Origin of the sequence: Paraburkholderia sp. Tr-20389 (genome assembly GCF_017104565.1) — a bacterium.
Classification (GTDB): domain Bacteria; phylum Pseudomonadota; class Gammaproteobacteria; order Burkholderiales; family Burkholderiaceae; genus Paraburkholderia.
In genome coordinates this window covers 447649-464554 of sequence record NZ_JAAGPD010000001.1, presented here as the reverse complement: position 1 = coordinate 464554, position 16906 = coordinate 447649, and the positions used below count along the sequence as shown (strand labels likewise).

General features: G+C 60.2%; 15 protein-coding genes. 12 read left to right on the top strand and 3 right to left on the bottom strand.

The window, feature by feature from the left end:
* Nucleotides 1-88: 88 nt before the first annotated feature.
* On the top strand, nt 89-1276 hold the full coding sequence (locus tag G3N95_RS02075; protein WP_205968284.1) for a porin: 1188 nt from the start codon (nt 89-91) through the stop codon (nt 1274-1276).
* Nucleotides 1277-1343: 67 nt separating this feature from the next.
* Here the strand turns inward: G3N95_RS02075 and G3N95_RS02070 are convergent, their stop codons facing one another.
* Nucleotides 1344-2384: a LacI family DNA-binding transcriptional regulator gene (locus tag G3N95_RS02070; protein ID WP_205968737.1), complete on the bottom strand. Its 1041-nt coding sequence runs from the start codon at nt 2382-2384 to the stop codon at nt 1344-1346.
* A 230-nt stretch (nt 2385-2614) separates the two neighbouring features.
* On the opposite strand from G3N95_RS02070, the gene G3N95_RS02065 reads away from it, so the two are divergent.
* The 10 genes from G3N95_RS02065 to G3N95_RS02020 all read left to right on the top strand — a co-directional run bounded on the left by G3N95_RS02065 (nt 2615) and on the right by G3N95_RS02020 (nt 13044).
* Complete coding sequence (locus tag G3N95_RS02065) at nt 2615-3529, top strand: LysR family transcriptional regulator (RefSeq protein ID WP_205968283.1); 915 nt, start codon at nt 2615-2617, stop codon at nt 3527-3529.
* 133 nt (nt 3530-3662) lie between these two features.
* The gene (locus G3N95_RS02060) at nt 3663-4562 is read left to right on the top strand and encodes an intradiol ring-cleavage dioxygenase (protein ID WP_205968282.1); all 900 of its coding nucleotides are present in this window, start codon (nt 3663-3665) and stop codon (nt 4560-4562) included.
* Nucleotides 4563-4626: 64 nt separating this feature from the next.
* Nucleotides 4627-5505 carry a TIM barrel protein gene (locus tag G3N95_RS02055; RefSeq protein ID WP_205968281.1) on the top strand — a complete coding sequence of 293 codons (879 nt, stop codon included), beginning with the start codon at nt 4627-4629 and terminating at the stop codon, nt 5503-5505.
* A gap of 41 nt (nt 5506-5546) precedes the next feature.
* Nucleotides 5547-6539 carry an inositol 2-dehydrogenase gene (gene iolG, locus G3N95_RS02050; protein ID WP_205968280.1) on the top strand — a complete coding sequence of 331 codons (993 nt, stop codon included), beginning with the start codon at nt 5547-5549 and terminating at the stop codon, nt 6537-6539.
* A gap of 24 nt (nt 6540-6563) precedes the next feature.
* A complete protein-coding gene (locus G3N95_RS02045) occupies nt 6564-7652 on the top strand; it encodes a Gfo/Idh/MocA family oxidoreductase (protein WP_205968279.1) in 1089 nt (362 codons plus the stop codon).
* A 124-nt stretch (nt 7653-7776) separates the two neighbouring features.
* A complete protein-coding gene (chvE, locus tag G3N95_RS02040) occupies nt 7777-8820 on the top strand; it encodes a multiple monosaccharide ABC transporter substrate-binding protein (RefSeq protein ID WP_277397984.1) in 1044 nt (347 codons plus the stop codon).
* Nucleotides 8821-8896: 76 nt separating this feature from the next.
* A complete protein-coding gene (gene mmsA / locus G3N95_RS02035; RefSeq protein WP_205968278.1) occupies nt 8897-10435 on the top strand; it encodes a multiple monosaccharide ABC transporter ATP-binding protein in 1539 nt (512 codons plus the stop codon).
* Nucleotides 10428-11636, top strand: a complete 1209-nt coding sequence (mmsB, locus tag G3N95_RS02030) for a multiple monosaccharide ABC transporter permease (protein ID WP_205968277.1) — start codon at nt 10428-10430, stop codon at nt 11634-11636. The genes mmsA and mmsB overlap by 8 nt, the downstream gene beginning before the upstream one ends.
* Nucleotides 11637-11645: 9 nt before the next feature.
* Nucleotides 11646-11942, top strand: a complete 297-nt coding sequence (locus G3N95_RS02025) for a Dabb family protein (protein WP_205968276.1) — start codon at nt 11646-11648, stop codon at nt 11940-11942.
* 40 nt (nt 11943-11982) lie between these two features.
* Nucleotides 11983-13044: a maleylacetate reductase gene (locus G3N95_RS02020; protein WP_205968275.1), complete on the top strand. Its 1062-nt coding sequence runs from the start codon at nt 11983-11985 to the stop codon at nt 13042-13044.
* 306 nt (nt 13045-13350) lie between these two features.
* Here G3N95_RS02020 and G3N95_RS02015 read toward each other — a convergent pair whose 3' ends face one another.
* The gene (locus G3N95_RS02015) at nt 13351-14655 is read right to left on the bottom strand and encodes an MFS transporter (RefSeq protein WP_205968274.1); all 1305 of its coding nucleotides are present in this window, start codon (nt 14653-14655) and stop codon (nt 13351-13353) included.
* A gap of 95 nt (nt 14656-14750) precedes the next feature.
* Between G3N95_RS02015 and G3N95_RS02010 the strand changes: the two genes are divergently transcribed.
* Entirely contained in the window at nt 14751-15668 is a 918-nt protein-coding gene (locus G3N95_RS02010; RefSeq protein ID WP_205968273.1) for a LysR family transcriptional regulator, read from the top strand.
* 16 nt (nt 15669-15684) lie between these two features.
* Here the strand turns inward: G3N95_RS02010 and G3N95_RS02005 are convergent, their stop codons facing one another.
* On the bottom strand, nt 15685-16626 hold the full coding sequence (locus G3N95_RS02005) for a LysR family transcriptional regulator (RefSeq protein ID WP_205968272.1): 942 nt from the start codon (nt 16624-16626) through the stop codon (nt 15685-15687).
* Nucleotides 16627-16906 lie beyond the last annotated feature (280 nt).

Sequence of the window (16906 nt, the reverse complement as noted above, 5' to 3'; positions counted from 1 at the left end):
GGGCGATCAACGCCTCACGAGAACCGGGTCTATACGCTCATGGAAAACACAAAAAGATTAGTGATGCTACATATGGAGGAGAGAGCGCATGAAGAAGGTACTGTGTGGATTGGTGGCCGCAACTGCCGCAGCGTCGGCAAGTGCACAAAGCAGCAATGTGACGTTGTATGGAATCGTCGATAACGGACTGCAATACGAGACGGGACTCCCAAAGGGAAACGTCTTCGGTGCGCAAAGCGGCGGATGGGCTGAGTCCCGGTTCGGCCTCAAGGGAGCAGAGGACCTTGGCGGCGGTACGCAGGCGATTTTTCAGCTCGAATCGCGTCTGAACACGCAAAACGGGACCTTTGCAAACGGTACGTTCTTTGCGGGCCAGGCGACGGTCGGCGTGCACAACGAAACGTGGGGCCAATTGAAGGCGGGCAACATGGGCTCCGCTGAAATCAGCCAGTATTCGGGCGACGTCGATCCCCAGGAAACCAAGAAGTACGCGATTGGCACGCTTGTGCGCGGCCGCATCTTCTCGCAGGCCGGCAACGGCATCGAATATCTGTCGCCGAAGATCGCGGGCTTCACGCTCCAGGGCCAATACGATCTCACCAATTCGCCGAAGTGGAACGCCGGCAATCCGGGTAGCGCACCGAGCCAGCTTGGCACATCGACCGGTCTTGGCAGCGCGCAGGGGCGTTCCGACGGCATCAAGCTGTCGTACCAGGTAGGTAGCCTCTACTGGCAGGCCACGTACGACGAGGTGCGTGATCCAAACGGGCAGTTCAGCAACGTCTATCTGGCTTCCCGTTCCATCCTGACAGGCGCTACCTATGCGATCGGCTCCGTGCTCGTTTTTCTCGGTTATCAGCACCTCAGTGCGCCTGACGCGTCGAACACCGGTTACTTTGGTAGCGCGACGGCGCCCGCTCTGCCGGCGGGAACGAGTTTGCCGACTGCCGTCAATCACGAATGGCTAGGCGCGATCTGGCAGACGACGCCGTCGCTGGCTGTGACGGGGGCGGTCTATCACGCGAACGCCAACCACGGCAACGGCAATGGGACGATGTATACGCTCGGCGCGAACTACTCGCTGTCCAAGCGAACGCTCCTGTATAGCGAACTGGCTTACCTGCATAACAGTTCGACATCGAATCTCGGGCTCGACAGTGGGCTCTATGGTCCGAATAGCAACAACGACCCGGTCAGTGGCAGTCCGACCAGCACGAATCCGAACTATGGCAAAAGTCAGTTCGGTGTTATAGCGGGCCTGGCTACCCGGTTCTGACAGCTAGGCGATGGGGTTCGGGAGATGGGCGTATCCCGAGCCCCGGTGATCAAGTCACACATCGCGATCAACGAAACCGGCTTGCTATGTGCTCGGGAATGTTCTCCGGCGTCACGACGACGACCGATGAAGAGGGCGACACCGCCGACGCAGGAAGGAGCTTGTGATAGTGCATCACGTGATGACAGGCAGAGCGCATGTCCTGACGAAGTTCATGATGAAGAATGGCCTGTACTTTGCCTTCGCGCAGCAGACGAATGTTGTCCCTGTCGAGATCATGTGCGATGAAGAGCACGGGGGCGCTCTGCTGCTTGTCGAGGGCGCGGAGAATCGCAATGTTTCCGCCGCCCATCGAGTACACCGCGGCGATCTGATCATGCGTTGCAAGGACGTTGCGCACTCGCTCTTCGGTCGGCGTATCGAGTCCATGGCCGCCACTCGCGTCGATCAAAGTGAGTTGCGGATGCCGGGCTCTAAGAGCGCGTCGAAAACTGATTTCACGTTCTTCTTCGCCACGGAAGCGTTCGTCGCTCATGGTGATGAGGACATTGCCGGGTCGCGAGCCAAGCCATTGGGTAATCAGGTATGCGGCCGTTGCGCCGGCAACGCGATTATCCAGGCCGGTGTACGCGATGCGTCCTGACAGAGGAATATCGGTGAAGGTCGTAATGACCGGAATCCCGCGATGCTGCAGTTCGCCAATCGCTTTGGCAATCTCCGGCACGTCGCGCGCCTTGAGAAACACCCCGTGGCTTCCTCTGCGTCCTATCGATTCAAGCGTGTCGACGACTTCTTCGGTGGTCATCGTTTCGCGCATCAGGAAACGCGGTCGAAACACGGCGGGATGCAGTATCGGCAATTCAGCTTCGAGGGCGCTCTTGATTTCATCGGCAAAGCGTGCGGGCGCTTCTACGACGACATCGACGACAAGTTTTCGTCCGGCCGTCGCCAGTTGCAGTTCCTGCTTTTCGAGTTCCTTGATGGCCTGCTCGACGCGCTTGCGGGTGTGCTCTCGAACGTGCGCGCGTCCATTGAGGACGCGGTCGACTGTCGCGACGCCCAACCCAGCCTGAAGCGCGATTTCCTTGATCAGAAAACGATGAGCCATTTCGATGCCTCTCGTTTGATGGTTTTTTGATGGTTTTATGATAGTCCAATGTCGACATGAGCGGCTATTCTTCGTGCATGCCACTACGGCCGACGTGCCGCGATAACGAAAGGACGGGACGATCAGGGTAATCCCTCGACATGATTTGAATTTGATGTATTTCCCACTCGATTGGCACGCCGGGTCGCGTCGCTACTGTGCAAGTTTGAGAACCGGGATGGTGTAGCAAGATGGACCAGTTCAAGGAACTACAACTGTTCGTTGAGGTTGCGGAAACGGGCAGCATCAGTCGGGCTGCGGAGGCCGTCGACCTTTCGATCTCCGCGGCAAGCCGTTACCTGATCTCACTGGAGACCCGGCTAGGCGTTCAGCTGGTTCGGCGGACGACAAGGAATCTCTACCTCACTGAAGCCGGCGCGGAGTTTCATCGTCGCTGCAAACCCATTCTTGCCGACCTTGGAGAAGCTGAGTCGGTCATCAAGGACGCTACGGTACGACCGAGCGGTGTCCTTCGCGTCACCGCGTCTCTCTCATTCTGCCTGCTGCATATCGCGCCGATGCTGCCTGACTTCACGGCACGCTATCCCGACATTTCCGTCGACGTCGTGGCAGCCAATCGCTACTACGACATCATCGAGAACGGCATCGATGTCGCCGTTCGTACCAAGGTTCTCGAAGCGGACAGCAACATCACGGTCCGACGGCTGGCTTCGACCCGACGGATTCTGGCGGCCGCGCCTTCCTATATCGATGCAAATGGTTCGCCGCGCTTTCCGGCAGAACTGGTCAGACACCGGCTGCTGAACTACGGCCTTGCCGACAATCCACGCGAACTGGCGTTTCAGCGCAACGGCGAGTCGGTTGTCGTGAAGATCAAGCCGCTGGTCGAGTCCAACGACGGCCAGATACTTCGGGCAGCGGCGCTAGACGGCATGGGCATTCTCGTGCAGCCGAAATACATCGTGTACGACGACCTGATGGCAGGCCGTCTCGTCCCTGTGCTCGACGATTGGGATCTGCCAAGGCTCACGATGAATCTCGCTTTCCAGACCCGATCCCATATGCCTGTCAAGGTTCGTTTGTTCATCGATGCACTCGTTGAACGCTTTCAGCAAAACGAATATGAACGGCGCTGGACCGCATGACGCCATGTGTGTGCGGGCCTTGCAGTTTCCCACGTGGCGCGAATGACTTTCCCTTTTCAGCTCTGTTTTGCCGGCTTTGGGGAATATAAACTCGATTCAAAGCTGAACGACAAGACAGATGGAGACAGGCACTATGGAACGCGCAGCGCAGTACTTCGATGAAGCAAGCTCGGCGGATGTCGTCAATGCCCGCATGAGCGACGATGCGGACGCTCGCCTCCGGCAGGTCATGTCGGTTCTGGTCAAACATCTGCATGCTGCCGTCAAGGAAATCGAGCCGACGCATGAAGAGTGGTTCACGGCCATTCGCTTCCTGACCGAGACAGGCCAGATGTGTACCGACTGGCGGCAAGAGTACATCCTGCTGTCCGACATTCTCGGCGTCTCCATGCTCGTCGATGCAATCAATCATCGTCGACCGAGTGGCGCAACGCCGAACACCATTCTGGGTCCCTTCTACGTGGCTAACGCGCCCGAGTATTCGAACGGCGAGAACATCTGCCTGGATGGAAAGGGTGAGCCCATGATGGTCGAAGGCTGCGTGACGGACATCGAGGGCAATCCGATTCCGAACGCAAAGCTCGAAGTCTGGCAGACCAACGACGATGGATTCTATGACGTGCAGCAGAAGGGCATTCAGCCTGACTCAAACCTGCGTGGCGTCTTCACATCGGATGCCGAAGGCCGTTACTGCTTCAAGTCCGTCAAGCCGCGTCACTATCCGATTCCCGCAGACGGCCCGGTCGGAAAGCTGCTCGCTGCGATGGGCCGGCACCCCAATCGTGCTGCTCACCTGCACTTCATCGTGACGGCGCCGGGCTTCGAGCCGGTCATCACTCACATCTTCACCCCTGACTGCCCGTATCTGACGGAAGACGCCGTATTCGGCGTCAAGCGTGAACTGATCGCTGATTTCAACAAAGTCGACGACGCTCGCGCCGCGAAGCGTGCAGGGTTCTCGTCGCCGTTCTGGTCGGTGTCATGGGACTTTACGCTAGCCAATTCAAGCAAGGCCGAACAAGCAATCCCGTAACCGTCTGGTAAGCATCTATGTATCAAAGAGACCGATCACGGTAATACATATAGGAATACTACATATGAAACCGAATAAGGAATTGCTGGCAGCGTACTGGACCCTCGCCGGCGATGTCTATCCCTGTGCACCGAACGAAGTCAGCCCGTTCCCGCTGCGCGACCGCTGTGAAGCGGCGTCGCGGGCCGGATGGAGCGGCATCGGACTCATTCTCGACGACCTCGAATACAGCATCGGGAAGTACGGCCTGTCAGGCGTCAAGGCGTTGCTGGACGACACGGGCATGAAGTACTTCGAACTCGAAATCCTCATGGACTGGTATTGCGACGGTGAAGCACGCGCGAAATCGGACCACTCCCGACGCCGTTTCATCGAACTGGGCAGCGAACTGGGCATGCGCAATCTGAAGATCGGTGCAAATCCATTCGACAGGAATCCGGCCGACTTCGCCCGCATGACCGACGAATTCGCAACGCTTTGCCAGGACGTCGGAACGGTTGGCGCTACGGTTGCAATCGAATTCATGCCGTTTTCTCCCATCCGGAACGTCGCTGAAGCGTTGAAGATTGCGGAAGGCGCCGATCAGCCGAACGGTGGTCTGATGGTCGACCACTGGCACGTTGCGCGCGCCGGCACGCCGTACAGCGAGGTCGCACAGATCCCGGCACGTTTCATCAAGGGCGTAGAAATGGACGACATCGGCGCGCAGGTCAAAGGGTCTCTGTTCGACGACTCGACCTTTAACCGCCAGCTTTGCGGCGAAGGTGCAGGCGACTGCCGTGCTTTCGTCGATGCTCTGGAGCAGGCGGGCTGCACGCTGCCGTACTTCGGCGTGGAGCTCATCTCCGAGGTGCACCGGAAATTCCCGCTCGACGAAATGGCAAAGCGTGCATACGACTCGACAGTCGCACAGTTCTCGGCCAAAAGCGCAGCTTCCGTCTGAAGCCCTCCACCTCAAACGACAAGGTATCTCAGGAGACTCACATGATTCGAATCGCCGTACTCGGTGCGGGCCGCATTGGCCGCATTCACGCAACCAATGTGGCCGCGAGCACGAACGCAAAACTGGTCGTGGTGGCGGACCCGGTTGAAAGCGCAGCGAACTCGCTGGCCAGTCGACTCGGCTGCGAAGCATCCACGGATCCGGCAGGCGTGCTCGAACGCAAGGATATCGACGCCGTGGTGATCGGCACGCCGACGGACACGCACATCACGTTCATGCTCGAAGCGGTCAGGCGCGGCAAGGCTGTTCTATGCGAAAAGCCCATCGATCTTGACATGGACAAATCGCTGGCCGCAGCGAACGAGGTCGAACGTCAGGGCGGTCGCGTCATGCTCGCCTTCAATCGCCGTTTCGATCCGACGTCGCAGGCTTTCCGCAAGGCGATCGATGCGGGTGACGTTGGCGAGGTGCGACAGGTCATCATTTCGAGCCGCGATCCTGGCATGCCTCCGCGTGACTATGTCGAGCACTCGGGCGGCATCTTCCGCGACATGGTGATTCACGATCTCGACATGGCGCGCTGGCTGCTGGGCGAAGAGCCTGTCGAAGTCATGGCGATGGCTAGCCGCCTCATCGACGCATCGCTTGAAGAACTGACCGACTTCGATACGGTGATGGTGCAGTTGCGCACGGCATCGGGCAAGCAATGCCACATCAACTGCTGCCGCGAAGCTGTCTATGGCTACGACCAGCGCATGGAAGTGTCCGGTTCGAAAGGCATGCTCCTGCAAGAGAACCTACGTCCGTCGACGATTCGTCGCTGGTCGAAGCAGGCGACCGACGTGCGCGAGCCGCTGCTCAACTTCTTCCTTGAACGCTACGAGGCGGCGTACAAGGCCGAACTCGAAGCTTTCGTCGCAGCACTGAACACGAATTCGCCACTGCCGACTTCGGTGCAGGACGGGCTCAAGGCATTGCGCCTCGCCGATGCCGCACTCGAATCCGCGCTGACGGGCAAAGCCGTCAAGGTGTAACCAGGAATCCGGAGGAGATACGTCATGACGCGAAAGATTGATCCGGACCAGACGCTTGGTGTCGCCTGTCTTGGCATTACTCACCCGCACACTTCCGGGCGAGTCAAGGCGATCCAGCGCCGTACCGACGCGAAGATGCTCGGTGCCTGGGATACGAGCCCGCTGCTCACGCCGTTCGTCGATGCGCTCGGACTCGAAGCACGCACGAAGGAAGACATTCTCGCGGACGAGAACGTTCATGTCGTGCTCGTTCACTCCAAGAGTGAAAAAATGGCCGACCTGACCATCGAAGCACTCGAAGCCGGCAAGGCGGTGTTGTGCGAGAAACCGGCCGGCCGCAGTTCCGCGGATGCAAAGCGTATCGCCGATGCAGTCGAGCGGACCGGCGGTCTCTTTCAAGTCGGCTATTGCTGGCGCTTTGCTCCTTCGGTGGATGCGATGCAGGCCGCGCTGAAGAGCGACCGTCTCGGCAAAGTGGTTCAGGTGCGCGCTCACGCCGGTTGTTCGCACGACGAGGCCGGAACGCCGCACATGACGCAACCCGGCGACATCGGCGGTGCCGTGTTCGTGATCGGCTGCCATTTGATCGATCGCATTCTTCTGCACTTCGGTCTGCCACGCTCCGTGAACGCCCGCATCACGAAGTTTCCGAACTTCCATGGCGATGAATCGCGTGAAGATGCGGCGGGTGCCGTGCTCAACTACGAAGACAAGATCGTCACCGTCGACTTCATGTCATGGGACGTTCTGCCCTGGACCGAGAGCTGGGACATCACCGCCTACGGGACAGAGGGCATCATGTCGTCGCGCTCGCTGCCTGCCAGCTACAAGATTTATGACGCGGGCAAAGGCGATCATCCTGAAGGCTGGACCGAGTGGCAGGAGACCAGCTTTCCGGAAATCTGGGCGACGAAAAAGACCGAGTATTCGCCCGACATCGCCGAGATCGGCAATCCGGTGTACTTCGACCGCGAGTCCAACGCGTTCTTCGGCGCACTGCGCAATGGCACGCCGTCGGTCGTTCCCGCGACGCAGGCATACAACATCAGCCGCGTCATCGAGGCGATGTTCGCCTCATCCAAAGAAGCTGGAGCAGAGGTCTTTATCGGTTAAGGGTTTATATGGCTGACGCCTCCGCGCGTCAGCCCGATAACGCCGTACCTCATAAAACGTATATGTAAATACGCATTCCTAAACAGGAGACGATGTCATGAAGATTTTGAAGAGTGTCGCTGTCATGCTGGCCGCCTCGGCGGCTTTCTCAGCCACGTCCGGCGCCGCTTTCGCCCAGGACAAGGGCGTCGTTGGCATATCGCTGCCGGACAAGACCGAATCGCGTTGGATCACCGACGGCAAAAGCATGGTCGACGCATTGAAAGCGAAGGGCTACGCGTCCGATCTGCAGTACGCGAACTACGACGTTCCGACGCAGGTGAACCAGGTTGAGAACATGCTCGCGAAAGGTGTCAAGGCGCTGGTCATCGCGCCTATCGACGGCAAGACGTTCTCAGATGCGCTGGCGCTCGCGCAGAAGAAGGGCATCAAGGTCATTTCGTATGACCGCCTGATCAGCCAGACCAAGGACGTCGATTACTACGCGACCTTCGACAACTACGGCGTCGGCGTTCTGCAAGCGCAGAGCATCGTCAGCGCGTGGCAGAAAGCGGGCAGCAAGACGCCGTTCAATATCGAAGTGTTCGGCGGTTCCTCTGACGACAACAATGCCCACATGGTCTACGCGGGCGGCATGTCGGTGCTCAAGCCATACATCGACAGCGGCAAATTCGTGATCCGGAGTAAGCAGATTGCTTTCGAGAAAGTCGCGACCCGCAACTGGGATGGCGCGACCGCGCAAGCCCGGATGGACAACCTGTTGAGCGCCTTTTATGGCAAGGATCACCTCGATGCGGTCTGGGCGCCGAATGACGCACTGGCGATCGGCATCATCTCGTCGCTCAAGGGCGTGGGATACGGTTCGGGTCAGCAAACCATGCCGATCATCACAGGTCAGGACGCCGACATTCAGAACGTGAAGAACATCGTGCGCGGCGAGCAGACGTCGACCGTATTCAAGGACACGCGCAAGCTTGCGAGCGTCGCAGCCGACATGGTCGACGATGCGTTGACGGGCAAGCAGGTGCCCATCAACGACACGAAGAGCTACAACAATGGCGCCAGGATCGTTCCGACCTACCTCGTGAAACCCGTGCTGGTCGACAAGGGCAATTACCAGTCGGAACTCGTCACGAGCGGGTATTACACGCAGGCACAGCTCAAGTAAGACATCAGTACGCGAGCGAAGCGGGACGGTCCAGTGAAGCCCTGCTTCGCGCGTGGCAAATCGGAGGGAAGCGACCATGAATACCATTCTGGAGATGCGCGGAATTCAGAAAAGCTTTGGCGCAGTCAAAGCCCTGAATAACGTGAATCTGAGAGTCGGTAAAGGCGAGATTCACGCCATATGTGGAGAAAACGGCGCAGGCAAGTCGACCCTGATGAAAATCCTCAGTGGCGTCTATCCGCACGGCAGTTATGCAGGCGATGTGCTCTACGACGGTCAGGAGCGTGCATTCGCCGACATCTCCGACAGCGAAGCGGTCGGCATCATCATCATCCATCAGGAACTCGCCCTCGTGCCCATGCTGTCGATCACCGAGAACATTTTTCTCGGTAACGAGCAGTCGAAGCGCGGCGTGATCGATTGGCAGATATCGCGCTCGAAGGCGAAGGACCTGTTGACGAAGGTGGGGCTGACGGATTCTCCGGACGCGCCCGTCGGCACGCTCGGCATTGGCAAGCAGCAGCTTGTCGAGATTGCGAAGGCACTGTCGAAAGAAGTTCGCCTGTTGATTCTCGACGAACCCACCGCGAGTCTGAATGAAAAAGATAGCGACACGTTGCTCGATCTCCTTCTCGAGTTGAAGTCGCGCGGCGTGACGTCGATCATCATTTCGCACAAGCTCAATGAGATTTCACGGGTCGCGGATGGCATCACCGTCATTCGCGATGGCTCGACTGTCGACGTGCTCGACTGCCAGACCGACAGCGTGAGCGAAGACCGCATCATCAAGGCGATGGTCGGCCGCGAGATGTCCGATCGCTATCCGCCGCGTACGCCGGACATCGGCGAAGTGATCTTCGAAGTCAGGGATTGGCGAGTCCAGCACCCTACGCAGCGCGACCGTGCCGTCATCAAAGGCGTCGATCTGAAGGCACGCAAGGGGGAGATCGTCGGCATCGCCGGGCTGATGGGTTCCGGCCGCACCGAACTGGCGATGAGCGTGTTCGGCGGCACGTATGGCCAGGACATCACCGGTCAGGTGCTGATGCATGGAAAGCAGGTGGACACCTCATCGGTCCAGAAAGCCATCAAGGCGGGCATTGCGTACGTGACCGAAGACCGTAAAGGCAACGGGCTGCTGCTCGACGACAATATCAAGCGAAACATCACGCTGGCAAACCTTGCGGGTGTGTCGAAGTATGGCGTCGTCGACGAGCACGCGGAAATCACGGTTGCGAGCGATTTCCTCAAGAAGCTACGCATCCGCGCGCAAGGCGTCACGCACGTTGTTGGAAACCTGTCGGGCGGCAACCAGCAAAAGGTCGTGCTCAGCAAATGGCTGTTCTCCGAACCCGAGGTGCTGATTCTCGACGAGCCTACGCGAGGCATCGACGTGGGGGCGAAGTACGAGATCTACAACATCATCAATCAGGCGGTTGCAGCGGGCAAGTGTGTGGTCATGATTTCCTCGGAAATGCCTGAACTTCTTGGCATGTGTGACCGCGTTTATGTCATGAACGAAGGCCGGTTCGTCGGCGAATTCACCGCAGAAGACGTCTCGCAGGAAAAGATCATGCGAGCGATCATGCGAAATGGAGGCATCGAAAATGCGTAAGGCACTCTCTCCAGTGGCCGCCGAAGGCGCCGTGATCAGGAAGGGCGAGGTATTCGGTACGGTCAAGCGTATCGGCAGCGAATATGGTTTGCTGCTTTCGCTCGTCATCATTATGGTGTTCTTCCAGCTCTCGACCAATGGCGTGCTGATGCAGCCGCTCAATCTAACCAACCTGGTGCTGCAGAACAGCTACATCGTCATCATGGCGCTCGGCATGCTGATGGTGATCGTCTCAGGTCATATCGATCTCTCCGTGGGCTCAACGGCGGGGCTCGTCGGCGCCCTGGCGGCCGTGCTGATGGTGCAGTACGACATCAACTACGTCTGGGCGACGATCATCTGTATCGCGACGGGCGCACTGATCGGCGCTGTGCAAGGGTACTGGATTGCCTTCTGGCGGATGCCTTCGTTCATCGTGACGTTGGCCGGCATGCTGGTCTTCCGTGGCATGACTAACCTGGTGCTTCAGGGGCAATCCATTGGCCCGTTTCCCGACGGCTTCGGTGCGGTGAGTTCGGGTTTCATCCCCGACGTCTTCCATGGACAGGCGCTGCATCTCACTTCGATTCTCCTCGGTGTGTTCGTCGGTGCGTTGTTCTTCGTGATCGAGCTTCGGCATCGCGCAGGCGCAGCGAAGCATGGCGTCGAAAGTGCTTCCTTCGCAATGTTCGTGGCGAAGAACGTCGTCCTGACGGCGCTCATCGTGTTCTTCTGTTACCTGCTTGCGTCGTATCGCGGCTTGCCGACTGTGCTCGTGATCATGGGTGTGCTGATCGGCGTCTACACGTTCATCATGAACCGCACGACTATCGGACGTCGAATCTACGCAGTGGGCGGTAATGCGAAGGCCGCGCGTTTGTCGGGTGTCAGCGTTCCGGCAGTGAGCTTTCTGACCTTCGTGAACATGGGTGTCCTTGCTGCGCTCGCAGGTCTGATCTTCGCCGCGCGTCTGAATAGCGGAACACCGAAGGCGGGAACCGGCTTCGAACTCGACGTCATCGCGGCATGCTTTATCGGCGGGGCGTCGGCATCGGGTGGAGTCGGTAAGGTGGTGGGCGCGGTCGTGGGCGCTTTCATCATGGGTGTGATGAATAACGGCATGTCGATCATGGGTATCGGTGTGGACTACCAACAGGTCATCAAGGGCATCGTGCTGCTAGCCGCGGTCTTTGTCGACGTCTACAACAAGAACAAGGCTTAAGGCGGCACCATGATCAAACACATTGTCATGTGGGACGTTCGCGGCGAGACGCCGGAGCAAAAGAGGCACACGGCCCAGCTGGTGAAGCACGCTTTCGAAAGTCTCGCCGGCAAAATACCGGGGCTCACCAGGCTGGAGGTCGGCATGGACGTGAGCGGGGTCGACTACGCCTGCGACGTCGTTCTCTACACGGAGTTTGCCGATCAGGAAGCGCTTTTCGCCTACGCGTCTCATCCCGAACATCTGCGCGTCAAGCAGGTGCTCGGCGACTGCCGGATCTCGCGGCACCAGGTCGACTACATCTGATCGTGTCGATCGGTTTCGAAGGAAGAGGAATTTCGATCCCATGTACAACTTTACCTATACGACGCACGCGTCACGTGTGGTGTTCGGCGCCGGCAGTATGAAGCTCGTGCAGCACGAGGTCGAAACACTGGGCGCACGCAGGGCACTGGTTCTCTGCACACCCGAGCAGAGAACCCAGGCCGAAATCGTCGCATCACTGCTCGGGCCTTCAAGCGCGGGCGTATTCGACGGGGCACAGATGCACGTGCCGATCGAGAACGCGCGTCGCGCGCGCGAGTACGCGAAGTCAGTCGATGCGGACTGCGCGGTAGCGATTGGTGGCGGCTCGACGATTGGGCTCGGTAAGGCGATCGCATTGGAATCGGCGCTGCCCATCATCGCCATACCGACGACATATGCAGGTTCGGAAATGACACCGATCTTCGGCATCACCGAGGCGGGGCTGAAGAAAACAGGCCGTGACGCAAAAGTTCTTCCAAAGACCGTTCTCTACGATCCAGAGCTTTCCGTCGATCTGCCTGTTCGTCTCTCCACGGTAAGCGGTCTCAACGCAATCGCACACGCAGCGGAGGGGTTGTATGCGAAGGATGGCAACCCCGTCATGTCGCTCATGGCAGAGGAGGGTATTCGCTCTCTCGCGCACGGTCTTCGTGGTATCAGTAAAAATGGCAAGGACAGAAATGCGCGCGCCGAATGTCTCTATGGCGCGTGGCTCTGTGGGATGGTTCTCGGCAATGTCGGCATGGCGCTTCATCACAAGCTGTGTCACACGCTCGGCGGGACATTCAACCTTCCCCATGCGGAGACGCACGCGATCGTGCTTCCTCATGCACTTGCCTATAACAGCATCGTCGCGGATGAAGCGATGTCACGCATCGCGCGGGCGCTCGGCGTCGACTCCGCGCCTGATGGGCTGTATGAACTGAGTCTGGAACTCGGCGTGCCTCGCGGGCTCGGGGAAATCGGCCTGCACGAGTCCGATCTGGATCACGCGTGTGCAGTCGCCATGTCCAATCCTTACTGGAACCCGCGGCCGGTCGAGGAAGCTGCGCTTCGTGCGTTGCTTCAGCGCGCATGGGAGGGCAGCCGTCCACTGCCTTGAGAGACGGCTCGGTCTGTGTTTGCCGATACGCTGCATGTCCGCAATCGGCGATGACCAACACTCATGCCACCGAGCGGTCGCGTCCTGCACGTATGTCCTCGGCGGTGCCGGCGCCCTTAGCCGAGGAACGCGCCAAAAGAAATTGGATTGCTCAACACGAGCACCGTCGCGCCGACGAACGAAGGAACGAGCATCGCGCGCGTTGCGGCATCGGCTGAGGCGCCGTACAGTGGTCGCCGCGCAAATAAGCGCTTCGTAAGCGGCGGAGTATGCCTGCCAACCGACGCTTGATGGATCCCGGCTACCTCAATGACGACCCGTCAGCGCCTCGCGGTCGACGAAGCCGAACAAAAACACCGCAACCGTGAACCCCAACTCGACGACACACACGCCACTCCATCCCGCCCACGCCCACGCAGCACCCGAGAGCGCGGCGCCGATCGCGCCGCCCACGAAGAAGATGCCGACAAACAGCGCGTTCAACCTGCCACGCGCCGAGGGATTGATGAGGTTGATCGCGCGTCGGCCGAGCGTCTGATCGGTGATGACGCCAGCGTCGAGTGCGGCCGCGCCGGTCACCAGCAGCGCCAGCGCGAGCGTGGGATGGGCTGCTGGTGAGAAGCCTCCCCAACCCGCGCCGGCGGCAGCGAGCACGAGGACGGCCGCGATCATCAGCAGATGAGCGACGACCTGCGTGGCCCGACCCGCGCCACGATCGCCGAGATAACCTGCGAGCGGTGTCACGATCGCGCCCGTCGCACCCGCCAGCGCAAACGCCGCTATCCCATGCATGCCGAGCGAAAACGGCGGCTGCGCGAGCAGTAGCGCAATCGCCGTCCAGAACGCGCTGAATGCGCCAAGCGCCAGCGCGGCGAGCGTCGCGCGCCGTTGAAGGACGGGTTCGCTGCGCAGCAGTGTCCAGAGCGAGCGCAACAATTCCGGGTAACGCGCGGTCGCGTGCGGCACGTGGCTCGGCAACCGCAGACACAGCACGATGGCGAGCAGTGCGTCGGCCGCCGCCTCGATGGCGTAGAACACGCGCCAGCCAAACGATCCGGCGATCACACTCGCGAGCGGACGCGACAACAGGATCCCGAGCATCAGCCCGCTCATCACGTTGCCGACTGCGCGGCCACGCCGACTTTCGGGCGCCATCGCGGCCGCCATCGGCACGAGCATCTGGATCACGCTCGACGTCGCCCCAGCCATGAACACCGACGCCAGAAACACCCAGCCCGACCGCGCCAGCGACGACAGCGCGAGGAACACCGCGCAGCACGCAAGCGTCCTGACGATCAGGCGCCGGTTCTCGAGCAGATCGCACAGTGGCACGAGCAGCAGCAGGCCGGCCGCGTAGCCGAGTTGCGGCAGCATCGCGATCAGACCGGCCAATTCGGGCGGCAGATTCAGCGCCCGGCTGACCGGCCCCGTCAATGGCTGCGCCGCCGACAGGTTCACGACGATCACGCCGACCGCGGCGGCAAAAAAGACCGTCAGGGCCGCACTCAGCGTTTCGCCCGCAGGCTGCGATACAGGAACGGGCGATTGCGTCGGCGGCGGCGCAGAGGACGGGGCGAGATTGCGCGGGCAGGTGTCGGCGGGCTGGGTCATCGTTCGATTCCGGAAGGTCATGGTCCGGACTATCGTAGGGATGCCCTCGTTATGCGACAATTGAATTATCTTGATAATGTTTATGCGAGGTTGTTTTGAATACGCGTGACTTGCAGGCTTTCGTGGCGGTCGTGGAAAGCGGATCGATGGTGCGGGCTTCGGAACGGCTGTTTCTGACGCAGCCGGGTCTGACGCGCCGTGTACAGAATCTGGAATCGACGCTCGGCATCGAACTGCTCGACCGGCAGAGCAAGCCGCTCAAGCCGACGGCAGCAGGCAACGAGGTGTACGGGCTTGCGCGTTCGGTGCTGCGCGCCGTCGACGACCTGATGGCCGTCGCATCGCCCGAGAGCGAGCCGGCAGGCGAATTCCGGATCGGTGTGCCGCCGTTTCTGTCCGAGCTGGCGCTGGAGGAACCCATCGACCGTCTGCGCAGCGCCTTTCCGAAGTTGACGCTGCGCGTCACGGCGGGCTGGTCGCCGGGCCTGCTGGAAGGCGTCGAACGGGCGAAGGCGGATGCCGCCGTGGTGCTGTTGCCCGAAAGTGTGCCGTTGCCCGAAGGTATGACATCGACGCTTCTCGCCTACAAGCCCACCGTGGTCGTCGCACCGCGCTCGTTTGGCCTTGCCGATGAACCGACGATGCTCGCCGGACTGGCGGCCCATCCGTGGGTGCTGAACCAGGACGGCTGTGGGATGCGTTCGGCGTTGAGCCGCGCGATGTCGGCGGCCGGCTTGCCGTTCAACGTCGCCGTCGAGGCATTCGGTTCGGAATTGCAGCTCTCGCTGGTGGCGCGCGGTCTGGGCATCGGGCTCGCCGCGCCCGAAGTGTTCGCGCGCAATCCGCATCGCGAGGCATTGCAGATCGTCGACGTGCCGGATTTCAGAAGCGGGCTGAACGTGTGGCTCGTGCATGGCGCACTGCCGGGGCGACTCGTGCGGCCCGTCGCATTGATGCGCGATGCACTGGTCGAAAAGCTGGAAAGAGACGCGGTGTGTCTGCCGCTCGTGTGATTCTCTCTGCGCAAGCTTATCCAGCGGATTCCCTCGACATCTCCGGCACGCTCATATCCGCGGCATTCGAGACCTGACGCAATTCGTCGGCGATGATCGCGATCAGCGCTTCGGCGGCGGCACTGAGCGGGCGGCGCGGATGGCTCACCCGCACGATGTGCCGCACGATGCGCGGCGCGAGAATCGGATACGCACGCAAGGTTCCCTCGCGTACCGCGCGCCCGACCACGATGCGCGGCAGGATCGTCGCAAAGCGCGTCTTTTCGACGAGCGCGACGATGGTTGACAGCACATCGATCTCGAAGCGCGGCGCGAGCATCACATCTTCATGCTGTGCCGCCGTGTCGAGTACGCCGCGCAAACCGTGACGCTTGGTGGGCAACACCAGTTCGAGTTCGGGCAACTGCGCAAGCTCGATCGAATGAGGCAGGTCGGGACCGTGTGCCGCGCTCGTTGCAAGCACCATCTCTTCGTCGTGCAGCGGCTGGGAATCGAGCGACAGACGCGCACGCGGCTTGTTGATCAGTGCGGCATCGAGCTGCCCGCCCGCAACCCAGTCGATGAACGTTGCGCTGTAACCGTCGGCCACCGTCACTTCGACATGCGGATAGCGCGTATGAAAGCGCGATAACGAATCCGCGAGCACGCTCTCCGTCACCGATGCGATCAGTCCGATCGTCACGTGCCCCGTGATCACTTCGTCGCGCTGCACGAGCTGCTGTCGCGCGTGCGCGAGGTCGCGCATGATGGGCAGAAACAGCCGGTACATCAGGCGGCCCGCGGCCGTCGGCGCCATCCCGTGCGCGCCGCGCTCGAACAGTTGCTGATGCAGTTCCTCTTCCAGTTTGGCGATCTGCATGCTGAGTGCGGGCTGCACGATGTTGAGCCGCTTCGCTGCGCGCGTCACCGAACCGTCTTCGAACAACGCGATGAAATACTGGATTTGCTTGAGGTCCATGATGCGGCGATCTGAAAAAGCGGGTTATCACGGCGGCTAATGGCATGCCTCCGTTTCATCACTTCACGCGTTCCTGCCGGGCCGAAAGGCATGCCCGGCAGGCGTTGCGCAAAGGGCGAAGCCAGCGTGTGTAGTGATATCGCCCTGTAAGGCAAACGTCATCGGGGCTAACACGGATATCAGTAACGATGATTCAAAGCATCAAAAATCAGTATTAGAACTTATACCGCGATCTGGCTACGCTTGGCTCCATGTCCTCTCGATCCGCATAAGCGGGCGT